Annotated in this window: 18 protein-coding genes, 2 tRNA genes, 1 other RNA gene and 1 pseudogene; 11 read left to right on the forward strand and 11 right to left on the reverse strand. The window is 71.5% G+C overall.

The window, feature by feature from the left end; genetic code table 11:
- A partial coding sequence (locus tag C1I95_RS20925) for a glycosyl hydrolase (RefSeq protein WP_111215717.1) occupies window positions 1-2,376 on the reverse strand: 2,376 nt, incomplete at its 3' end.
- 186 nt (window positions 2,377-2,562) lie between these two features.
- Window positions 2,563-3,321, reverse strand: coding sequence for a M23 family metallopeptidase (locus tag C1I95_RS20930; RefSeq protein WP_111215720.1), 759 nt, complete (start codon window positions 3,319-3,321; stop codon window positions 2,563-2,565).
- Window positions 3,322-3,463: 142 nt separating this feature from the next.
- On the opposite strand from C1I95_RS20930, the gene C1I95_RS20935 reads away from it, so the two are divergent.
- From C1I95_RS20935 to C1I95_RS20945, 4 genes are all read left to right on the forward strand, one after another.
- Complete coding sequence (locus C1I95_RS20935) at window positions 3,464-3,805, forward strand: hypothetical protein (RefSeq protein WP_111215723.1); 342 nt, start codon at window positions 3,464-3,466, stop codon at window positions 3,803-3,805.
- Window positions 3,806-3,891: 86 nt separating this feature from the next.
- The gene (locus tag C1I95_RS35865; protein WP_199523838.1) at window positions 3,892-4,059 is read left to right on the forward strand and encodes a hypothetical protein; all 168 of its coding nucleotides are present in this window, start codon (window positions 3,892-3,894) and stop codon (window positions 4,057-4,059) included.
- Between the two features lie 131 nt (window positions 4,060-4,190).
- Window positions 4,191-4,718, forward strand: a complete 528-nt coding sequence (locus C1I95_RS20940) for a tRNA adenosine deaminase-associated protein (protein ID WP_111215725.1) — start codon at window positions 4,191-4,193, stop codon at window positions 4,716-4,718.
- A 181-nt stretch (window positions 4,719-4,899) separates the two neighbouring features.
- Window positions 4,900-5,409: a nucleoside deaminase gene (locus C1I95_RS20945; protein ID WP_199523839.1), complete on the forward strand. Its 510-nt coding sequence runs from the start codon at window positions 4,900-4,902 to the stop codon at window positions 5,407-5,409.
- Between the two features lie 42 nt (window positions 5,410-5,451).
- On the opposite strand, the gene C1I95_RS20950 is transcribed toward C1I95_RS20945, so the two are convergent.
- The 3 genes from C1I95_RS20950 to deoD all read right to left on the reverse strand — a co-directional run bounded on the left by C1I95_RS20950 (window position 5,452) and on the right by deoD (window position 7,381).
- On the reverse strand, window positions 5,452-5,913 hold the full coding sequence (locus C1I95_RS20950; protein ID WP_111215730.1) for an acyl-CoA thioesterase: 462 nt from the start codon (window positions 5,911-5,913) through the stop codon (window positions 5,452-5,454).
- A complete protein-coding gene (locus C1I95_RS20955) occupies window positions 5,910-6,548 on the reverse strand; it encodes a TetR/AcrR family transcriptional regulator (protein ID WP_111215732.1) in 639 nt (212 codons plus the stop codon). Before C1I95_RS20955 ends, C1I95_RS20950 begins: the two co-directional genes overlap by 4 nt.
- Window positions 6,549-6,673: 125 nt before the next feature.
- On the reverse strand, window positions 6,674-7,381 hold the full coding sequence (deoD, locus tag C1I95_RS20960; RefSeq protein ID WP_111215734.1) for a purine-nucleoside phosphorylase: 708 nt from the start codon (window positions 7,379-7,381) through the stop codon (window positions 6,674-6,676).
- Window positions 7,382-7,456: 75 nt separating this feature from the next.
- On the opposite strand from deoD, the gene C1I95_RS20965 reads away from it, so the two are divergent.
- The 4 genes from C1I95_RS20965 (at window position 7,457) to C1I95_RS20980 (ending at window position 12,466) form a co-directional block, all read left to right on the forward strand.
- A tRNA-Ser gene (locus C1I95_RS20965) sits at window positions 7,457-7,543 on the forward strand.
- A gap of 182 nt (window positions 7,544-7,725) precedes the next feature.
- Complete coding sequence (locus tag C1I95_RS20970) at window positions 7,726-9,384, forward strand: FG-GAP-like repeat-containing protein (RefSeq protein WP_111215736.1); 1,659 nt, start codon at window positions 7,726-7,728, stop codon at window positions 9,382-9,384.
- A gap of 103 nt (window positions 9,385-9,487) precedes the next feature.
- On the forward strand, window positions 9,488-10,693 hold the full coding sequence (locus C1I95_RS20975; protein WP_158566435.1) for a cytochrome P450: 1,206 nt from the start codon (window positions 9,488-9,490) through the stop codon (window positions 10,691-10,693).
- Window positions 10,694-10,810: 117 nt separating this feature from the next.
- The gene (locus C1I95_RS20980; RefSeq protein ID WP_111215741.1) at window positions 10,811-12,466 is read left to right on the forward strand and encodes an FG-GAP-like repeat-containing protein; all 1,656 of its coding nucleotides are present in this window, start codon (window positions 10,811-10,813) and stop codon (window positions 12,464-12,466) included.
- Between the two features lie 67 nt (window positions 12,467-12,533).
- On the opposite strand, the gene C1I95_RS20985 is transcribed toward C1I95_RS20980, so the two are convergent.
- The 5 genes and pseudogenes from C1I95_RS20985 to C1I95_RS21005 form a co-directional block, all read right to left on the reverse strand.
- On the reverse strand, window positions 12,534-13,028 hold the full coding sequence (locus C1I95_RS20985; RefSeq protein WP_111215755.1) for a hypothetical protein: 495 nt from the start codon (window positions 13,026-13,028) through the stop codon (window positions 12,534-12,536).
- A gap of 76 nt (window positions 13,029-13,104) precedes the next feature.
- Window positions 13,105-13,662: a hypothetical protein gene (locus tag C1I95_RS20990; protein WP_111215744.1), complete on the reverse strand. Its 558-nt coding sequence runs from the start codon at window positions 13,660-13,662 to the stop codon at window positions 13,105-13,107.
- 41 nt (window positions 13,663-13,703) lie between these two features.
- Complete coding sequence (locus tag C1I95_RS20995) at window positions 13,704-13,913, reverse strand: DUF397 domain-containing protein (RefSeq protein ID WP_111215747.1); 210 nt, start codon at window positions 13,911-13,913, stop codon at window positions 13,704-13,706.
- Window positions 13,904-14,095, reverse strand: a pseudogene (locus C1I95_RS21000) (XRE family transcriptional regulator); the annotation flags it as partial. The pseudogene C1I95_RS21000 and the gene C1I95_RS20995, both read right to left, overlap by 10 nt.
- Window positions 14,096-14,375: 280 nt before the next feature.
- Window positions 14,376-14,801, reverse strand: a complete 426-nt coding sequence (locus tag C1I95_RS21005) for an MmpS family transport accessory protein (protein WP_233513782.1) — start codon at window positions 14,799-14,801, stop codon at window positions 14,376-14,378.
- Between the two features lie 243 nt (window positions 14,802-15,044).
- Between C1I95_RS21005 and C1I95_RS21010 the strand changes: the two genes are divergently transcribed.
- Window positions 15,045-15,224, forward strand: a complete 180-nt coding sequence (locus C1I95_RS21010; protein ID WP_111215750.1) for a hypothetical protein — start codon at window positions 15,045-15,047, stop codon at window positions 15,222-15,224.
- Window positions 15,225-15,290: 66 nt separating this feature from the next.
- On the opposite strand, the gene C1I95_RS21015 is transcribed toward C1I95_RS21010, so the two are convergent.
- Window positions 15,291-15,378, reverse strand: a tRNA-Ser gene (locus tag C1I95_RS21015).
- Between the two features lie 81 nt (window positions 15,379-15,459).
- Here C1I95_RS21015 and ffs point away from each other — a divergent pair.
- Together ffs and C1I95_RS21025 are read left to right on the forward strand one after the other, a co-directional pair.
- An RNA gene (gene ffs, locus C1I95_RS21020) (signal recognition particle sRNA small type) lies at window positions 15,460-15,549 on the forward strand.
- 193 nt (window positions 15,550-15,742) lie between these two features.
- Window positions 15,743-18,370: DNA polymerase III subunit gamma and tau (locus C1I95_RS21025; RefSeq protein ID WP_111215752.1), on the forward strand; the 2,628-nt coding region annotated here is incomplete at its 3' end.

Consider the following 18,370-nt stretch of genomic DNA (forward strand, 5'->3'; position numbering starts at 1 on the left):
GGGTGGGGGCGTGGGCTGGACGCCTCCGCCGCCGCTGCCGCCGCTCCAGGTGTGCGCGCCGCTGGTGGCGGTGCGCCCAGCTGCCACGGTCAGCTGCGTACCGTCGGAGAACCGTACGGTCAGCGGCGTGCCGGAGATGTTGCTGGCCACGTACGTGCGGGCGCCATTCCGGTTGAAGACGGCGGCCAGCGGATGGTCGGCGGTGACCCCGGTGTCGACCCGGCCCAGCGCGGCCAGGTTGCGGACCCAGTGGAAGGTGTGTGCCCGGCTCTCCCCCTCCTCCGGGGTGTAGCCGGGGTTGGCGCGCAGCTTGGCCAGCGCCGCGTCGGCGTCGCCGAGCGCCAGGAACTGCCAGTGCAGGTCCTGCCACACCGTCGGCTCGCCGCCCTTGTTGCGGACCAGTTCCGCGTACTTGGTCGAGTTGTAGTTCGGGTGGTAGCCCAGGTAGAGGTGCCCACCGGTGATGGGCAGCAGGTTGATGCCCTGGATCATCTCCGGCGCGGCGCTGAACCAGGTGGCGTACGCCCCGCCGTCACCCCAGACCATGCCCACGTTGTTGTGCCCGAACGCGGCGGGGAAGTTCTCGTCGTTGACGTCGAACCAGTACTCGTGGATGGCCGCCGCCTGGGTGGTGTAGAGGTAGATGCCGGCGTCCCGGACGGCGGTGCTCCCGGTGGCCTGCCCCCACTGGATGAGGGCGTTGGCGAAGTTCATCCCCTCGGACGACGACTCCTGGTTGTTGCCGCTGGCGAACGCGCCGTGCCCGGAGGCCCAGTCGTGCCCGGCGTAGATGTCGAAGTCGCGCAGGTACGGGAAGCGGGTGTCTGCCCGGTCGTAGTTGTTCGCGTCCCGGATGAGCAGGTCGATCATGCCGCCGTATTGGTCCTGGCGGGCCCAGGCGGGGTCGAACTTGGCCAGCGTCGCGGCGGCGGCGATGTAGTAGCCGTAGTGGAAGTGATGGTCGTTGAGTTCCTGGTCGGACCCGTACGAGGCCGGGTAGCCGATCAGCGTGCCCCACCGCTGGTCGTAGTAGAAGAGGCGCTGGGTCTCACCGGGCGAGGCGGTGAGCCAGTCGTTGAGCGTGGCGCGGATGGCGTTCAACGCCGAGGTACGGGTCTCGGTGTCGCCGACCAGGTCGGCGATCTCGGCGATCCGGGCCGCCCGGCCCAGCCCCTTGCCGGTCCAGTAGGTGTCCCCGCCCCGCTGGTCCATCGGGTTGCTACGGACCGCCGCCAACTGCTGCCGGAGCGTGGTCAGGTCGGCCCCGGCCCCGGTGGCAACGGCGGGCAGCTCGGGCAGTACGCCGTGGAACCGCATCGAGGTGCGGAACTCGGCGACCCCGGTGAGCACCTTCATCCGACCCCGGGCCGACGGGTAGGTCGGCGTGATCGGGGTGGCCCCGGCCAGCGCCTTCCACTGGTGCGGGTAGAGGCTGACCACGGTCCGCGTCTCGGTGCCCTCGCGCGGCGTGGTGGTGAAGGTGTACCTGGTCTCCACCTGGCTGGTCGCCTGGTTGTAGGTGTAGCCGACGCGGGTGCCGGTGACGTGGGCGTGCGCGTACTGGCCGTAGCTGGCGGCGAGCTGGGCACGCGCCGTGCTGTCGGTGGTGGCCGGCAGCAGCGCGACCGAGAAGTAGCCCCGACCGGCGAGGGTGGAGCTGATCCGGTTGCCGCTGACGGTCCAGCTGGCGCCGGACGGCGCGTACCCGACGTAGTCGTGGCCCCGGACGGTGAAGCCGATGGTGCCGCCGCTGTTGGACCAGACCGTCGGGCTGCCCCCGGTCGCGTTGATCACCGCGTCGCCGCCGCTGGTACGGAAGTACGCGAACGGCAGGCCATGGCCGATGGTGGCGCGCAACGTCCGTGCCCCGTCGCTCCAGTACGGGGTGACCGTCCAGTCCGTCCAGTCGGCCACCTGCACGATCGGGGCACCGAGCCCGGCCACTCCGACCCGGATGTCCTCGACGTAGGGGTACTTGTACTCGCCGACCCCGGTCGCGGTGCCGGTGATGGTGGGGGTGGAGGTGGCGGAGAAGCCGAGCCCGTCGGTGACCGGCTGGTACGACACCGGGTGGGCGTGCAGCGGCTCGCTGAACGAGCAGTTCAGGCGCTTCCACAGCAGCGAGGACCACCAGTCGTTGGTGGGTATCGGTCCCGGCGGCGCCTCGGCGGTGGCGAACTGTCGGGGGTTGCTGGTCATGTTTCCGCAGCCACTGGGGAGCGGGCCGACGGGGGTGGTGGTGTAGCTGCCGGCGCCGACCGGCGCGGCCTGTGCGGCGGAGGTGGCGGTGACGGCGAGACCGCCGAGGACGAGGGCTGCGGCGGCCGAAGCGGCCAGGAGCCGGCGGCGGGTGCGGTGTGGGACGGGAGGTCGCATCTTTCCTCCATCGCGCGCCGGTCCGGTCGAGCCGGTGGCGGCGCGTTTCGTCGTCATTGTGAGGTTAGTTGGCTGAGAGAGCGCTCTCTTACGCGGCGTTACGGCGGACGGTAGTTCACCGATAAGACTTCCGTCAATGTGTCGGAGTGATGAAATGCGGATGACGGCCGTAGCCGACGGGTCGGCTCAGCGCGCCGGCGGCTTCTCCGGGCAGCCGTGCTTGCGGTGCCAGGCGGCCACCTCGGCCGCCGGTTCGCGGTTGCCGCCCTTCCGCCACGAGTTCAGGTACGGTGCCGGCCAGACGACTCCCCGGCGGATCCACCAACCGTCCTCACCGAGGCACGGCGGCGAGATGCCGAAGTGCAGGTGGCAGACGTTGTTGGCATTGCCCGTCCGGCCCACGGTGCCGAGTTGCTGACCGGCCCGAACCTGCACCCCGGGGTCGATGCCCTCGGCCACCTCGGTCAGGTGCGAGCCGTAGTAGCGCACGCCGTCGTCGCCGATGACCGACACCGACAGGCCGCCGTTGTACGGGCCCTGGGGACCCCGCTTGTCGTACCGGTCCCGGCGACTGACCTCGCCGATCGTGCCGTCGGTGACCGCGACGAACGGTTCGCCGCAGTCGGCGAAGATGTCCGTGCCCGGGTATGCCGAGTGGGTCGGGTGGTAGGCCACCTTCTTCGCGCGTACCGGAAAGGCATGCGGCAGCCCGTCGCGGGTCGGCGTGGCAGACGCCGCCGGCTGGTCGGCGGCGTCGGCGCTGGGGCCGGTCGCGGTCGGCGTGCCGGTGGCGGACGGCGTGCCGGTGGCGGCCGGTGGGCTGGCCGCAGGCGTCGGGTCGGCCCAGGTCGGGCCGGTGCCGGTCGCGCAGCCGGCGGCGGTGAGCACCGGCACGAGCAGCAGCACCGCGTACGCCGAGCGGCGTCCGATCGTCAGCGAGACCACCGGGTCATCCTGGCAGACCGAACTGGTTCGACCTGAACCGCGCGGCCCCTGCGGGCACCACCGACCGTAAGGGGAGGTCGAAAAGGTTCAGTTCGGTACGGTGGGCAGTGCAGCCGTCCATGCCGGTGAGGAGTGGGCAGTGATGATGCCGTACAGCCCGTCGGGCCTCTTCCCCTCCGGGCGGCCTCCGCGCCCCACCTACCGTGAGCCGAACCCGGTCAGCGGTGCCGGCGTCGCGGCGGGAGCCGCCGCGACAATCGCCTGGCTGGTCCTCTTCGGCCTGCTCGGCCGCAGTCTCGCCGGGTACGCCTGGTGGACCCTGCTCGCCGGTGGCCTGGCCTGGCTCGCGGCCCTGGCGCTGGTCCGCCTCGGCGACCGGGGGGTGGCCGCTGGCGTCGCGATCGTCACCGCCGGGGGCTGGAGCATCGCCGCCGCCGCGGTGGCCACCCGCTGGGCGACCAGCGGCGACTGGCCGCTCTGGTGACCCCACCGGCATCGACTGCGCTGCGTCGTCGTGCAGGCACTGAAACCCGTCTTGACTCGGCCGCCGCGACTCGGCACTCTCCCGGTATGGCCTGGACCACTCCGCGGCTCGATCCCGATCGAAGTCGCCGCCGCCTCCAGCTCCTGGCACAGTTGGCGGACGCCCGCGCGGTTCGCGAACGCGAACGGCCGCAGCGGGCGCGCACCGAGCGGCTGCGACAGCTGATCGCCAGCCGCCGCCGCCTCGCCGGCTGAGTGGCTCGGAGATCCTTTCCCCAGGAATGACCGGCCCTTCGGGGCGTTGACCGGTCGCCTGCCGACCCGACCGGCTAACGTGCACGCGTAACGGGTCGGCGTGAGCTGTGCCGAGGCTACTTGGGGGGACCGTGTCGTACTTCGCTGCGGCCGTGGTGCGCGAGAAGGGCGGCTGGACGGCCGCCGAGCTGAACCTGCGGGGTGCCGCCGACGTCGACGAGGTCGCCGAGCGGCTGCGCGACATCGCTCCGGACGCAGACCTGTCGCTGCTGTTCGTCGAGGCGGACGACACCTACCTGGTCATCCTGCGCCTCGACGAGGGAGAGAACCTGCGGGTCTTCGGCTCGGACTCGGCGTACGCGGAGGAGTCCCGGTTGGGTGCCCTGCTGGTGGGTGACCTCAAGGCGCCGGTCACCGCGCTGGACGACACCGAGGAGGCGCGTCCGGCCGCCACCAGCGACGACGACAACGAGCAGCCCGCCGTCGACCCGGAGGCGGACCCGGTCGGCGAGGCGGATCTCCTGACCGACCTGGGCATCCCCGCGCAGCGGCTGCTCGCCCTCGCCGCCCACGAGGGGATGATGCCGGCCGACGTCACCGCCGAGATCTGCCTGGTGCTGGGCTGCGTGGACGACGTCGAGGAGCTGCGTGAGGTCTGAGCCGGCCGACGGTTCGGTGCCGCTCGGCGGTGGTGAACCGGCCGACGTGACCGATCCGGCACTGGAGACGGTCCGGCCCGGTCAGCCCACCCCCGGCTCGGTCGGCCGGGTGGGGCCGGGGGCGGACGCGGGCTTGGCCGACCCGACCGGCACCGGCCGGCGGCAGCGGCACGAACTCTGGATGCGCCGCGCCCTGGAGATCGCGGTGACCAGCCCGGACGCGGCGGCTACCGGTTCTGCGGCGTCGGTCGGCGGCGCTCCCGGACCGGCCGTCGACACCGCCCCCGCTGCGGGCGGTCCCGGCTCCGCGGACGACGTCCCGGTGGGCGCGGTGCTCTACGGGCCGGACGGCACCGAACTGGCGACCGGCCGCAACGAGCGGGAACTGATCGGCGACCCGACGGCCCACGCCGAGGTGCTGGCGCTGCGCCGGGCCGCGCAGCGGCTGGGCCGGTGGCGGCTGGACGGCTGCACCCTGGTGGTGACCCTGGAACCCTGCACCATGTGCGCCGGCGCGCTGGTGCTGGCCCGGGTCTCGACCGTGGTCTTCGGCGCCTGGGAACCGAAAACCGGTGCCGCCGGCTCCCTCTGGGACGTGCTGCGCGACCGTCGGCTCAACCACCGCCCCGAGGTGTACGGCGGTGTCCTGGAGACCGAGAACGCTGCCGTCCTGCGCGCCTTCTTCCGCTGAACCCGGCTTGCCGGCCCGCCTGGCGTTCGGCTGCCCGAGGCGTCAGGCGGAATCGGGACGGAGCAGGGTGGCAGCCACCGTCCGCGCGGTGTCCGTCCACGGGGCCGGGCGCAGGGTCGCCGGGTCGAGCCGGACGATCGCCCGCCGGCCTTCCGCGTACACGGTGGTGCCGTCGAGCGAGTGGAACCGGAAGGCGTACCCGGCGCTGGTGGTGCCGAAGTGCTCCAGCCAGAAGTGGACCGCGACCGGGCCGGTGCCGGTGATCGGGGCGCGGTAGCTGATGGTGAACTCCCGTACCGCGTGGAACACGTCCGGCGCGCTGGCATGCCCGCCCTGGTAGGAGACCCCGCGCTCGGACCAGTACGCGGTGAGGGCCCGTTCCAGCAGCAACGCGTACCGGGCGTTGTGCAGGATGCCGAGGGCGTCGAGGTCGTCGAAGTGCACCATGGCGTGCTCGACGTGGCCGTACTCGACGGCGGGCTGTTCGGCGAGGGCGTGACTCATGACGGGCCTTCCGGTAGCAGGGTGAGGTCGGGGCACAGGGCCCGCAGGCGGCCCAGCACGCCGAGGCGGGCGTGCCGGTAGGTGGTCTCCGGGTCCAGCAGCCGGGAGCGCATCGCCGCGGCGATGCCGCACGCGTCGATCTCGTACGCCAGCAGCGCGACGTCCACGTCCGAGGGCAACTCGCCGAGCTCGACCGCCTCCCGGACGAGCCGTTCCAGGAACGCGGTCCAGGCGGCGAAGACCTCGGCGAGGCGATCCCGGATCGCACCCGGCCGGGCGTTGAACTCGAACTCCGTGGTGGCGAAGAAGCAGCCGCCGGGCAGCACCCGCGCGGCGTAGAAGTCGATCCGGGCCTCGTGCAGCGCCCGGATGCGGCGTACCCCCCGGGGAGCGCGCAGGGCCGGGGCGATGATCCGTTCCTGCCACTGGCTGACGGCCCGGTCGATGGTGGCGAGCTGGAGGGCCTCCTTGGAGCGCCAGTGCGCGAAGAGGCCGGACTTGCTCACCCCGAGCGAGTCGGCGAGGTGCCCGAGGGAGAGCCCGTCGAGGCCGCTGGTGGTGGCCAGGCTGACGGCAGCGTCCAGCACGGCGGTGCGGGTGCGCTCACCCCGGGCGAGCCGGCCGTCGACGGTCATGTGGTGACCGTACTAAAGAAGACCGACCGGTCGTACTTATTTCGTCGGTGACGACGGTCACCGGGCGCCGATACGAACGCGTCCCGCCACCGGCGCGCGGTGGCGGGACGCTGGCGGGTGCCGGCTCAGGCGACGATCGTGTCCAGGGCGATCTCGACCATCTGGCTGAAGGTCTGCTCGCGCTCCTGCGAGGTGGTCTTCTCGCCGGTCTTGATGTGGTCGCTGACCGTCAGCAGGGTCAGCGCGCGGGCCTTGAACCGGGCGGCGATGGTGTAGAGCGCGGCCGACTCCATCTCGACCGCGAGCACGCCGTAGTCGGCGAGGGTGTCGTAGAGGTCCGGCCGATCGGTGTAGAAGGCGTCCGCGGCCAGGATCGGCCCGACCCGCATCGCGATGCCGCGCCGCTCGGCCACCTCGACCGAGGTACGCAGCAGCCCGAAATCGGCGACCGGGGCGTAGTCGATCAGCCCGTCGAAGCGCATCCGGTTCATGTTCGAGTCGGTCGACGACCCGCTCGCCGCGATCACGTCGCGCAGTTGCAGGTCCTCGCTGAGGGCGCCGCACGAGCCGACCCGGATCAGCGACTTCACGCCGTACTCGTTGATCAGTTCGTGGGCGTAGATCGAGGCCGAGGGCATGCCCATGCCGGAGCCCTGCACGGAAACCTCGACGCCGTTCCAACGGCCGGTGAAGCCCAGCATCCCCCGGACCGTCGAGTAGCAGTTCGCGCCCTCGAGGTAGGTCTCCGCGATCCACTTGGCCCGCAGGGGGTCACCCGGCATCAGGACCCGCTCGGCGATCTCGCCCGGCTTCGCGCCGATGTGCGTACTCATGGCAGAGATCCTGCCAGGCCGGCCTGGCGGGGACCGGTTCGGCGTCGGAACCGGTGGTCCTGTAGCCTACTCGGCGGTGGCGTGTCCGAGTGGCCTAAGGAGCACGCCTCGAAAGCGTGTGAGGGTTTACGCCCTCCGCGGGTTCAAATCCCGCCGCCACCGCTCGTGAAATGCGAGAACGCCCGGTCGATCCGTGAGGATCGGCCGGGCGTTCCGCTTCTCGTCCCAGTCGTGCACCGGCGGCGGATTCAGCCCGTCCAGGTCGGCTTGTGTGGCCGACCGGACATGGCTATCGATCGGCGTCTCCCTAGGATGTGGGAGCGTCTACGGGGAGCGGGGTTCTGATGCGTCGGAGAGTTGCCGGGGTGTCCGTGCTGGCGGTGTTGGCCAGCCTGGCGGTGAGTGCTCCTGCGCAGGCGGCGGACGAGTTCCGGACCATCACCCGGGATGGCCTGGTCCTGCAACACCACCGGGTGGCGAAGGCGGCCACGCCGGTGAAGGGGACGGGCGTGACCCGTTCCGACTTCGACGGCGACGGTGTCGACGACATCGCGGCCTCCGCCGACCCCCTCAACCACAGCCAGCTGCCCTACTTTCCGAGCGGCATGGTCGTGGTGCGTTACTCCTCCGCGCCGCAGGTCGACTACCTCATGGGTTCGCTGCTACCCGACGGCCGCTCCAGCTTCGGCATCGCGTTGGTCGCGGGCGACTTCAACGGCGACGGCTACGACGACCTGGCCATCGGCGACGCGGACGAGATCGACACCAGGAACAAGGCCTACGGCGGCGGTGTCTGGATCATCCCGGGCAGCCGTACCGGCCTGCTGGTCGACTCGACCAGGCACTTCAACCAGAGTTCGCCGGGCGTCCCCGGCGAGTCGGAGAACTACGACGGGTTCGGCGCGTCGCTCGCGGCCGGTGACATCAACGGCGACGGGCGCGACGACCTGGCGATCGGTGCCTTCAAGGAGTCGATCGGCAGCGTGGCGGAGGCCGGCGCGGTCACCGTCCTCTATGGCGGCAGCGGCGGCCTGACCGGGACCGGTGCCCAGCAGTTGCACCAGAACCAGGCTGCGGTGCCCGGCACGGCGGAGCGCCGGGACCACTTCGGGATGGCCCTCGCGATCGGGAAGGTCAACAACAACAAGTACGCCGACCTGGTCATCGGTGCTCCGCATGAGAACGACGGCCAGTCGATCTGGAACGGCACCGGCATGGTGACGCTGATGTGGGGTTCAGCGAGTGGGGTGAAGCTCAGCGGCGCCACCTCGGTCACCGGTGCGGGGGTGTACAAGGCGACCGGGCGCAGCGACACGATCGCCTGGTACCTGGGCATGTCGCTGGCGATCGGTGACGTGAACGGGGATGGGCTGGGTGAGGTGATCGCCGGGGCCCCGAACGCCCAGACGCCACACCTCGACGGGGGCCTGATCGCGGTCTTCACCGGCCGGACCGGTGGCCTGTCCGGCAGCGCCGTGAAAATCATTACGCAGCGTACGGCCGGGGTGCCGGGCTCGCCGGAGGATCAGGACCGGTTCGGCGCGACGCTCGCGGTGGGTGACGTGACCGGCGACGGCCGGGCGGACGTGCTGGTCGGTGCGTACACCGAGGCGATCGGCACGAAGGCCGAGGCGGGCATGATCGCCCTGCTCAAGGGCTCCTCGTCCGGGCTGGCCGGCAGCGGTGCCCAAGGCTTCGACCAGAACCACCCGGTCGTGCCGGGCGCTGCGGAGAAGGGCGACCAGTTCGGCTCCTCGGCGGCGCTGCTCAACCTCAACGGCACCGGCCCGCTGGACGCGATCGTGTCGTCGCCCGGGGAAGAGGTCGCGGGCGACCTCGTCGGATACGGCTCCGGCACGTTGTCCCGGTTCCACGGTGCTTCCGGCGGGCTCGTCCCGCTGTCCGGCTCGTGGAGCGGGCGCTCCTTGAACACCGACCGCGTCCAGCTCACGAACTACGGTGCCCGGATCGCCGGCCCGCAGAGCAGCGGCCCATGGTGGTGACCGGGCGGTGGCCCACCCGGGGTGGACGTCACTGTAAGTGATTGATTGCCTTCGCTCCGATATCGTGCGAAGGTTTCTTATGGTTCCCGGCGACGCTAATCCCGTGCCGCACCCTTTCCACGTCGACGCTAACGGTGTCGACCGGACGCCCGGCCCGGACAAGCACCCCTACTACGCACAGTTCGCCGCCTCCGAGTCCGGCATCGTGCCGGTCGTCCGGCAGGTGGGCGGAGAATGGCTGCCGGCGCTGCTGATCTGCCGGTACGACGACGTCCGGGAGGTGCTCCGCCGGCAGGAGCTGTTCTCCCGGGCCGCCGCCGCCCACGCCGACCAGGTCGACGTGTCCGGGACGATGCTCGGGATGGACAGTGCGGAGCACGCCGCCGTCCGGGGCACGGTGAAGGACAGCTTCACCAAGCCCGCCGTGTCCGGGCTGGGCGACACGGTGTGGGCGGCCGCCGAGGCCCAGCTCGCCGTGCTGGTCGCCAAGAACGGTCGGGCTGACCTGGTCGGCGACTTCGCCGTACCGTTCGCCCTGAACGTCATCTCCGACCTGCTCGGCCTGCCGGAGCCGGACCGGGCACAGTTCCGTCGCTGGGGCGACATGTTCATGGGCTCGGGCGACCTCAGCCGGGCCGAGGCCGCCCGGTCCGCCGAGGAGATGGGCGGCTACCTGTGGCAGCAGCTGGACCAGCGGCGGGGCTGTCCAGCCGGTGACCTGATGACCCGGATCGCCACGGCGGCGGCGGACCAGCCGGTGGATGTCCAGGTGAAGCTTCCCCTCTCGCTGATCGTCGGTGGGTGGGAAACCACGGCCAGCTCCATCTCGACCTTCGTGTACCTGCTGCGCACCCGCCCGTACGCCGGGCACGACTACGCGTGGGATCACCTGCTGAAGCACCCGGAGCAGATGGACGGGGCGGTTGCCGAACTGGAGCGGCTGCACTCGACGTCCAACGGCGACGAGATGCCCCGGCGGGTGATGGCGGACGTGACGCTGCCCAGCGGCGCGCGGCTGACCGAGGGCGACATCGTGATCCCGTCGCATGACGCCGCGAATCGGGACCCGCGGGTTTTCACCAACCCGGAGCGGATGGACTTCGGGCGGGACCCGAACCCGCACCTCTCCTTCGGTTACGGCCCGCACTACTGCATCGGCGCGCACCTGGGTGCCCTGGAGGTCCGGGTCGCGCTGGCGCTGCTGCTACAGGAGTTGCCGGGGTTGCGGTTGGCGGTGGCCCCGGACGAGGTGCGGTGGAAGCAGGGCCACGCCATCCTCGGCCCCTCGGAGCTGCCGATCAGCTGGTGAGGCGGGCGGGTCTCCGCACCGACCGTCCAGGTCGGCAGGTCTGTCCGGCCGGACATAGCTATCGGTCTACGCCTCCCCGATGATATTGGGGCGTCTACGGGGAAGCGGGGGTTTCTGATGCGACGGAGAGTCGCCGGGGTGTCCGTGCTGGCGGTGTTGGCCGGCATGGCGGTGAGTACGCCCGCGCGGGCGGCGGACGAGTTCCGGACGGTCACCCGCGATGGTGTGGTCCTGCAGTATCACCGGGTGGCGAAGGCGGTCACCCCGATGAAGGGGACCGGAGCCACCCGGTCCGACTTCGACGGGGACGGCGTCGACGACATCGCGGTCGCCGCCGATCCCTTCGAGCACCGCCTGCCCCAGTCACCGGCCGGCGTGGTCGTGGTGCGCTACTCATCGGCGCCGCAGGTCGACTACTACGCGACCGCCGTCTCACCGGCCGGCGGGGGCGGCAGCTTCGGGGAAGCCCTCGCCGCCGGCGACTTCAACGGCGACGGCTACGACGACCTGGCAATCGGTGACCAGGGTGAGTTCGACCCGAGCGCGAAGGTCCACGCCGGTGGGGTGTGGGTGATTCCGGGCAGCCGCACCGGACTGGTGCTCGGCTCGGCGAAGCATTTCACCCAGAACACGCCGGGCGTACCGGGTGCCTCGGAGAAGGATGACCTGTTCGGGTCGGCGCTCGCGGCTGGTGACATCAACGGCGACGGGCGCGACGACCTGGCGATCGGGGCATACGGCGAGGCGATCGGCACCATCAAGGAGGCCGGCGCGGTCACCGTCCTGTACGGCGGCACCGGCGGCCTGACCGCCACCGGTGCCCAGCAGCTGCACCAGAACCAGGCCGCGGTGCCCGGCGCGGCGGAACGCGGTGACCACTTCGGATGGACGCTCGCGATCGGGAAGGTCAACAACAACAAGTACGCCGACCTGGTCATCGGCGCACCGCAGGAGAACGTCGGCACCTCCTCGACCGGCAGCGGCATGATCACGCTGATGTGGGGCTCGGCGAGCGGCGTGAAGCTCAGCGGGGCCACTTCGGTCACCGGGGCGGCGCTGCGCAAGGCGACCGGACGTAGCGACAGCTATGTCTGGCAGCTGGGCATGGCGCTGGCGGTCGGCGACGTGAACGGCGACGGGCTCGGCGAGGTGATCGCCGGTGCGCCGTTCGCGCAGAGCCCGAAGGGCAACGAGGGCATGGTCGCGGTCTTCACCGGCCGGGCCGGCGGCCTGTCCAGCAGTGCGGTGAAGCTCTTCAGCCAGCGTACGGCCGGGGTTCCGGGGTCGCCGGAGGCCGGTGACCTGTTCGGTGCGACGCTCGCGGTCGGCGATGTGACCGGCGACGGCCGGGCCGACGTGCTGGTGGGCGCGCCCGGCGAGGCGATCGGTACCAGGGCCGAGGCGGGCATGGTCGCCCTGCTCAAGGGTTCTGCCGCCGGGCTGACCGGCAGCGGTGCCCAGGGCTTCGACCAGAACCACCCGGTCGTCCCCGGCGGCGCAGAGCGGGGTGACAGGTTCGGTGGCTCGGTCGCGATCCTCAACCTCAACGGGACCGGTCCGCTGGACGCGATCGTGGCGTCGCCCGGTGAAGAGGTGACCGGCGACCAGGCCGGGCTCGGATCCGGCTCGGTTGCCCTGTTCCACGGTGCTTCCGGTGGGCTGGTTCCGCAGTCCACCGCATGGAGTGGCCTGAGCATGCGTACCGACTTCGTCTGGCCCAAGTGGTACGGCCGCCGCCTCGCCACCCCCCAGACCGGCGGCCTCTACTACTGACCCACTGCGACGAGATCTTGGTACGGGTCCGCCCCTCGGAGGGCAGCCTCGTACCAAGATCCCGATGTCAGCAGGGGCCGTGGCCCTCGACGAAGAGGCGGTGCGCCCAGTCGGCGTACCCGGCGATGATCTTGCGGACCGTGCGCCCGTCGTGCAGAAACAGGTACGCGCGGTCGCCGTCGCGGGCGAGCAGCCCGTCGAAGCGATGCGTCCCCTGTGGAGCGCGAAGCTGGCGTACCTCCGGATATGTGGCCCGGACCTCGGCGATCGGCGTGCCGGCCGCGATCCCCTCCGGGGTGCGGACCGGGGCGCCGGCCCAGAGCAGCACCAGCCGGTTGTCGATGAAGATCGGGCTGATCATGTCGTGCCCGGCCAGCGTCGGGCCGCAGGCGTCGACGTCGGTGCGGAGTATGCCGCGCCGGGTCAGCTCGCCCTCGGTGGCGCCGAAGTCGACGTCGGCCAACCCGTCGAGGTCGACCACGGTGACCGATGCGACGGGTTCGGGCACGGCGAAGGTGCCCGGTGGTACGGGTCCGCTGCCCGAGATCGAGGCAGCCAGAATCAACGTGGCGATGAAGCCGAATTGCCGCAGTTTCATTGGAAATCCCCCAGTCCCCAACGGGACGGGAGCGGAGAGGTTATTGCCGAGCCTCCCATTCGTCGGCCAATTCGTCCCAGTAGTCGGCGCTCAGCCCGCGCCGCCCGTGCGCCAGCCAGCCTTCGGTGCTGCGCTCGACATGCAGACCCAGTTCGGCGAACGGGTCGATCCACCGGCCCGGTTCCGCGCCCAGCTCGATCAGCGCGGCATTGATCGGCCAGTCAGGGCGCGGGCCGCCCAGCGCCGCGTCGAAGCGCGGCCCCCAGGCCAGGGCGCCACCCAACCAGACCGCCGACGCCTGGTGCCCGACCCCACCGGCGAACTCCGCCTCGACGTACGCCAGCGGACCGCGCTGTGACCAGTGGGCCAGCACCTCGGTCAGTGCGGGGGAGAGGATCAGCGTGAACGGCGACTCCGGGCCGGGTTCGTCGATCGCGTAGTCCGGCGGCGTGCCGGTCAGCTCCTGCACCAGCTGCGGGGTCACCGGCAGCAGGGCGAAGTCCTGGCGCAACCCGCCGAGGACGGCATGGTCCAGCTCACGGGTCTCCTCGCGCAGCAGTTCGGCGTCCGCGACGACCGCGCTGAGCTGGTAACTCACCCCGCGTCCACAGCCTGTGGATAGAACATGTGTACGACGGGTCAGGCGGGCCGGTTGATCTCGGCGACGAAGGCGCGCCAAGCGGCCGGGGTGAAGACCAGCGCCGGGCCGGTCGGGTCCTTCGAGTCGCGTACGCCGACCACGCCGGGCAGGTTGTCGGCGACCTCGACGCAGTCCCCGCCGTTGCCGCTGCTGCGGCTGCTCTTGCGCCACCGGGCGCTTGGCAGTTCTGAGTTTCCGGTCAGTTCCATGACTCCGCCACCTCCCTGATCAGGTCGACCGACTGCCAGTGGGAGAGCGTCTCGCCGCGCACGTTTTCCCACGCGGCCAGTATCGCTGCGATGTCGGCCTGCTCGCTAACCACCTGCCCCTGAAGTTGGTTGTCCAGGTAGCCGGCGATGCGGTGATCCGCCGCGGTGGCCAGCGCGAACGGGGCCGTGCAACGCGGGGAAAGTACGCCTCCTCGGCGAGTAGCCGGTGACGGCTGTCCGCGAACCGCTGCGGGGGCACGCGCGTGCCGAACACGAAAAGGCCCCGACCTGGTCGGGCCCTCACGTCTGCCCGATGGTGGGCGAGTGCGGAGCATACGAGATTCGAACCTTGTCGTGCAGCATCACCACTTACCCGCCACGACCGCCCCGCTAGGGCCGACCAACGCGAAGGGCCCCGCTCTCCCAGGTGGGAGGGTGGGGCCGCTTCTGCACGCGGACCTGTCAGAAGTTATCGGCCGTGCAGGTGACTACCGCGAACTCGCCTTCGGACGCGTTCTCCTTGACGACCTCGCCGTCGATTGTGATCTTGCACTTGATCTTGCCGGAGCCCTTCGACTGCGCCACGATCGTCGGGATGACGATGGTCTCCTTGGATGTCAGCTCCTTCTTCCAGGGCAGCTTTGCCCCGTTGGCCTGGGACTGGTCGGCGTTCAGTCCGTAGGTGACGTCGGCGGTCTTCGGGCCGGTCACTTCCAGGACGATCTTCTTTCCGCCCTTCTTGTCGCTCTTCTTCTCGCCGCCCTTTTCCGCCGCCCCGGCCGCCTGGTCCTGCGCTCCGGGGCCGGCCGTGTCGCTCTCGCCGGCACCACACGCGATGGCCATGAGCGCGAACACGGCCACACCGGCCGTAGTGAACTTCGTACGCAAGGGGAATCTCCTCGGGATCACCCGCTCCGGAGGGGGCCCGGAGCGGCAAAGGCACGAAGGTAGGGGCCTGCCGCGCCGCTACGGAACATGACTGTCACTCAGCCGATAGTGATCGTGTCCGCATCGGTGACCAGGGGCGGATCAACGGGCCACCCCCGTTCCGGCGCATGTCCGATGAACCCTAGGGAAATTCGACATGACCGTTACCGACGCGCGGGCCGAGCAGGCCATCGAGCAGGCGCGGTGGGCGCGGGGGACCGGCGGCGGCTGATCGAGCGGCACCAGGCCGAGTTGGCCAAGGCGCGGCGCAAGGGCGTGGCGCGTGGCTACGTGACCGCCGTGCACCAGCGGCTGGCGGGCGGGGACGAGCCGCCACCACTGCGTCCGGTGTCTGCCGACTTGCCGCAGCCGTTCCCCTACTAGTCCCCTAAAGATCATCAGGCCCGGTCGTGAGACCGGGCCTGATCTGCACCTTCTTGCCGGTGCGGCTGGCGGAGGATACGAGATTCGAACTCGTGAGGGTGTGAACCCAACACGCTTTCCAAGCGTGCGCCCTAGGCCTCTAGGCGAATCCTCCGTCGAACAGGATACAGGTCTTCGTGGGGCCGCTCACCCCACCACCCCCTGAAGATCGACCGGGGGTCGGGTAGGGTGGAGGCACCTCCCGTGCGGCGGTATCTCGTGAACCTCCCCAGGGCCGGAAGGCAGCAAGGATAAGCGAGCTCTGCCGGGTGCACGGGGGGCCTTTCTGTCTCCGGCGTCCGTCGCCGCCAGCCCACTCGCCCGCCGAGCTACCGCGCCCGGCTCAGGTGTTAACAAGGGGCCCCTCCTCTACCGGAGGCGTTAATAAGGTGCCCTTCCTTGCACCTCGACCAGCGGGGTGGGTGGTCAGGCGGGGCGTGGCGACGGAGAATGGCGCGGTCGAGAGGAGGCGGGACGCCGTGGCACTGGCGCTCTACCGCAAGTACCGGCCGCGTACCTTCGCCGAGGTCATCGGGCAGGAGCACGTCACCGAGCCGTTGTCGCAGGCGTTGCGCAGCGGGCGGCTCAACCACGCGTACCTCTTCTCCGGGCCGCGCGGCTGCGGCAAGACGTCCAGCGCCCGCATCCTGGCCCGCTCGCTCAACTGCGAGCACGGTCCCACCCCGGAGCCCTGCGGCACCTGTGACTCGTGTCGCTCGCTGAGCGGCGACGGGGCCGGCTCGATCGACGTCATCGAGATCGACGCGGCCAGCCACGGCGGCGTCGACGACGCCCGCGAGCTGCGGGAGAAGGCGTTCTTCGCACCGGCCAGCAGTCGGTTTAAGATCTACGTCATCGACGAGGCGCACATGGTCTCGTCGGCCGGCTTCAACGCCCTGCTCAAGCTGGTCGAGGAGCCCCCGGAGTACGTCAAGTTCATCTTCGCCACCACCGAGCCGGAGAAGGTCCTCGGCACGATCAAGTCGCGGACCCACCACTACCCGTTCCGGCTGATCCCGCCGAAGGTGCTCCGGCCGTATCTTGAGCAGCTCTGCGAGGCCGAGGGAGTGCAGGTCGAGCCGGCGGTCTTCCCGCTGGTGGTGCGCGCCGGTGGCGGCAGCGCCCGGGACAGCCTCTCCGTGCTCGACCAGCTCATCGCCGGTGCCGGCCCCGACGGCGTCAGCTACGCCGGGGCCGCCGCGCTGCTCGGCGTCACCGACTCGGCGCTGATCGACGAGATGTGCGACGCCCTCGCCGCCGGGGACGGCGCCGCCGCGTACGCCACCGTCGACCGGGTCGCCGAGGCCGGGCACGACCCCCGCCGGTTCGCCTCCGACCTGCTGGAACGCCTGCGCGACCTGATCGTGCTCCAGCAGGTGCCGGATGCCGCCACCAAGGGCCTGATCGACGGGCCGGACGACCAGATCGAGCGGATGGCCGCCCAGGCCCAGCGACTCGGTCCGGGCACCCTGTCCCGCTGCGCCGACATCGTGAACGACGGCCTGGTGGAGATGCGCGGCACCACCGCGCCCCGGCTGCTGCTGGAGTTGATCTGCGCCCGGATGCTGCTGCCCGGCGTCGACGACACCACCGGCGGCCTGCTCCAGCGCCTCGAACGCATGGAGCGCCGGCTCACCCTCGCCGGCACCGACGCGCCGCTGGCCGCCGCCGACTCCGCACCAGCTTCCGCCCCCGCCACGGTACGCACCCAGCCTCCCGCCGCGCCCGCGGCTGCCGCCGTGACCCAGGCCGGGACCGCCGGCGAGCCGGCGGCGCCCGGTGCCCAGCCCGGGGTGGCCGCCGCCCGCGCCGCCGCTGCTGGTGCCGGTGCCCGAGGAGCGGCCAGCGGTAGCACCGGTGCCCGGGGAGCGGCTGCCGCGAACGGTGGTGACCAGGGAACGACCGGTACGCCGGCCGGTGGCTCAACCGGGGTGGACACCGCCCGCCGTCCGGTGCCCGCGTCGGCCGTCATGCCCGATCCGGCCACTCCCGAGCCGCCCAGGCCGGGTTCGGTGAAACCCGGCGTGCTCGATGCGGCCGCGGTGCGCCGGATCTGGCCGGAGGTGGTCGGCAAGGTCGGTCGCAAGAGCAAGAAGGTCGCTGCCTGGGCGCGCGAGGCCACGGTGCGCGAGGTCGACGGCCAGACGCTCGTGTTGACCTTCCGTTACCCATTTCATGCACAGGCCCTCTCGAACGAACCCGACCTGCTGATCGACTCCCTCTACGAGGAGTTGGGCGAACGCTGGCAGATCCGGTGCGAGGTGGCCGGCGAGCGGGGTGGGACGTCGCCCGCCCCTGCTCGGAGCGCTGCCCCGGCCGGATCGGCCGGCCCCCGTGCCGCCGCCGGGCCCGGTACCGATTCCGGTGCGGGTCGCCCTGATGGTGACTCTTCGAGCGCGGCCCGGTCCGGTGGTGAGGTCACCGGTAGTGGCCGGTCCGGTGGTGACGTCTCCGGTAGCAGCCGGTCCGGTGACGGGCCCGCCGCTGGCCGGTCCGGCAACTCGGCGTCTGCCACCGGCGAGGACGACGAGGGCTGGCCGGAACCGGCCCGCCCGGGTGGCTCCGCCCCGACCGCCGCAGCGGGGAACGGCGATTCGGCGGACGACTGGCCGGAGGCAGCCCGCCCGGGCGGCCGGCCCGCACCGCCCGACGCCACACCGGCGCCGGGTGCCCCGGCGGGTCACGAGGGTGCTCCGGACGGCCGGGCAGGTCAGTCCGGCACGCCGGATGCCCCGGCGGCTCAGGCCGGTGCTCCGGGTGCCCGGGTGGGTCAGGTTGGCGTTCCGGGTGGCCCGGCGGCTCAGGCCGGTGCTCCGGGTGGCCGGGCGGGTCAGGTTGGCGTTCCGGCGGGTCGGAACGGTGCACCGGGCGGCTCACACTCTGCGGCAGGGGCCGGACCGAAGTCGTCCGTCCCGCCGCGACAGGTCCCGGCGACCAACGGCAACGGCAGCACCGGTGGTGCGCGGGTGAGCAGCGCGATCGCGGCGGCTCGGGCGGCGGCGGCCGGGCGGGGCGCGCGTACCGCCCAGGCGACCCGGCAGACCGCGGACGCCGAGTTTGCCGGCGAGCCGCCGTACGACCCGGATTTCGACGGCCCGGTGCGTGGC

This window comes from Micromonospora craterilacus (genome assembly GCF_003236315.1).
GTDB classification, from domain to species: domain Bacteria; phylum Actinomycetota; class Actinomycetes; order Mycobacteriales; family Micromonosporaceae; genus Micromonospora; species Micromonospora craterilacus.

Coding starts and splice junctions, on each gene's coding strand:
- C1I95_RS20950 (WP_111215730.1), bottom strand. CDS start 5,913: ATGAGTCACGCCCTCGCCGAACAGCCCGCCGTCGAGTACGGCCACGTC.
- deoD (WP_111215734.1), bottom strand. CDS start 7,381: ATGAGTACGCACATCGGCGCGAAGCCGGGCGAGATCGCCGAGCGGGTC.
- C1I95_RS20970 (WP_111215736.1), top strand. CDS start 7,726: ATGCGTCGGAGAGTTGCCGGGGTGTCCGTGCTGGCGGTGTTGGCCAGC.
- C1I95_RS20980 (WP_111215741.1), top strand. CDS start 10,811: ATGCGACGGAGAGTCGCCGGGGTGTCCGTGCTGGCGGTGTTGGCCGGC.
- C1I95_RS20955 (WP_111215732.1), bottom strand. CDS start 6,548: ATGACCGTCGACGGCCGGCTCGCCCGGGGTGAGCGCACCCGCACCGCC.
- C1I95_RS20995 (WP_111215747.1), bottom strand. CDS start 13,913: ATGGAACTGACCGGAAACTCAGAACTGCCAAGCGCCCGGTGGCGCAAG.
- C1I95_RS20935 (WP_111215723.1), top strand. CDS start 3,464: ATGATGCCGTACAGCCCGTCGGGCCTCTTCCCCTCCGGGCGGCCTCCG.
- C1I95_RS35865 (WP_199523838.1), top strand. CDS start 3,892: ATGGCCTGGACCACTCCGCGGCTCGATCCCGATCGAAGTCGCCGCCGC.
- C1I95_RS20945 (WP_199523839.1), top strand. CDS start 4,900: ATGCGCCGCGCCCTGGAGATCGCGGTGACCAGCCCGGACGCGGCGGCT.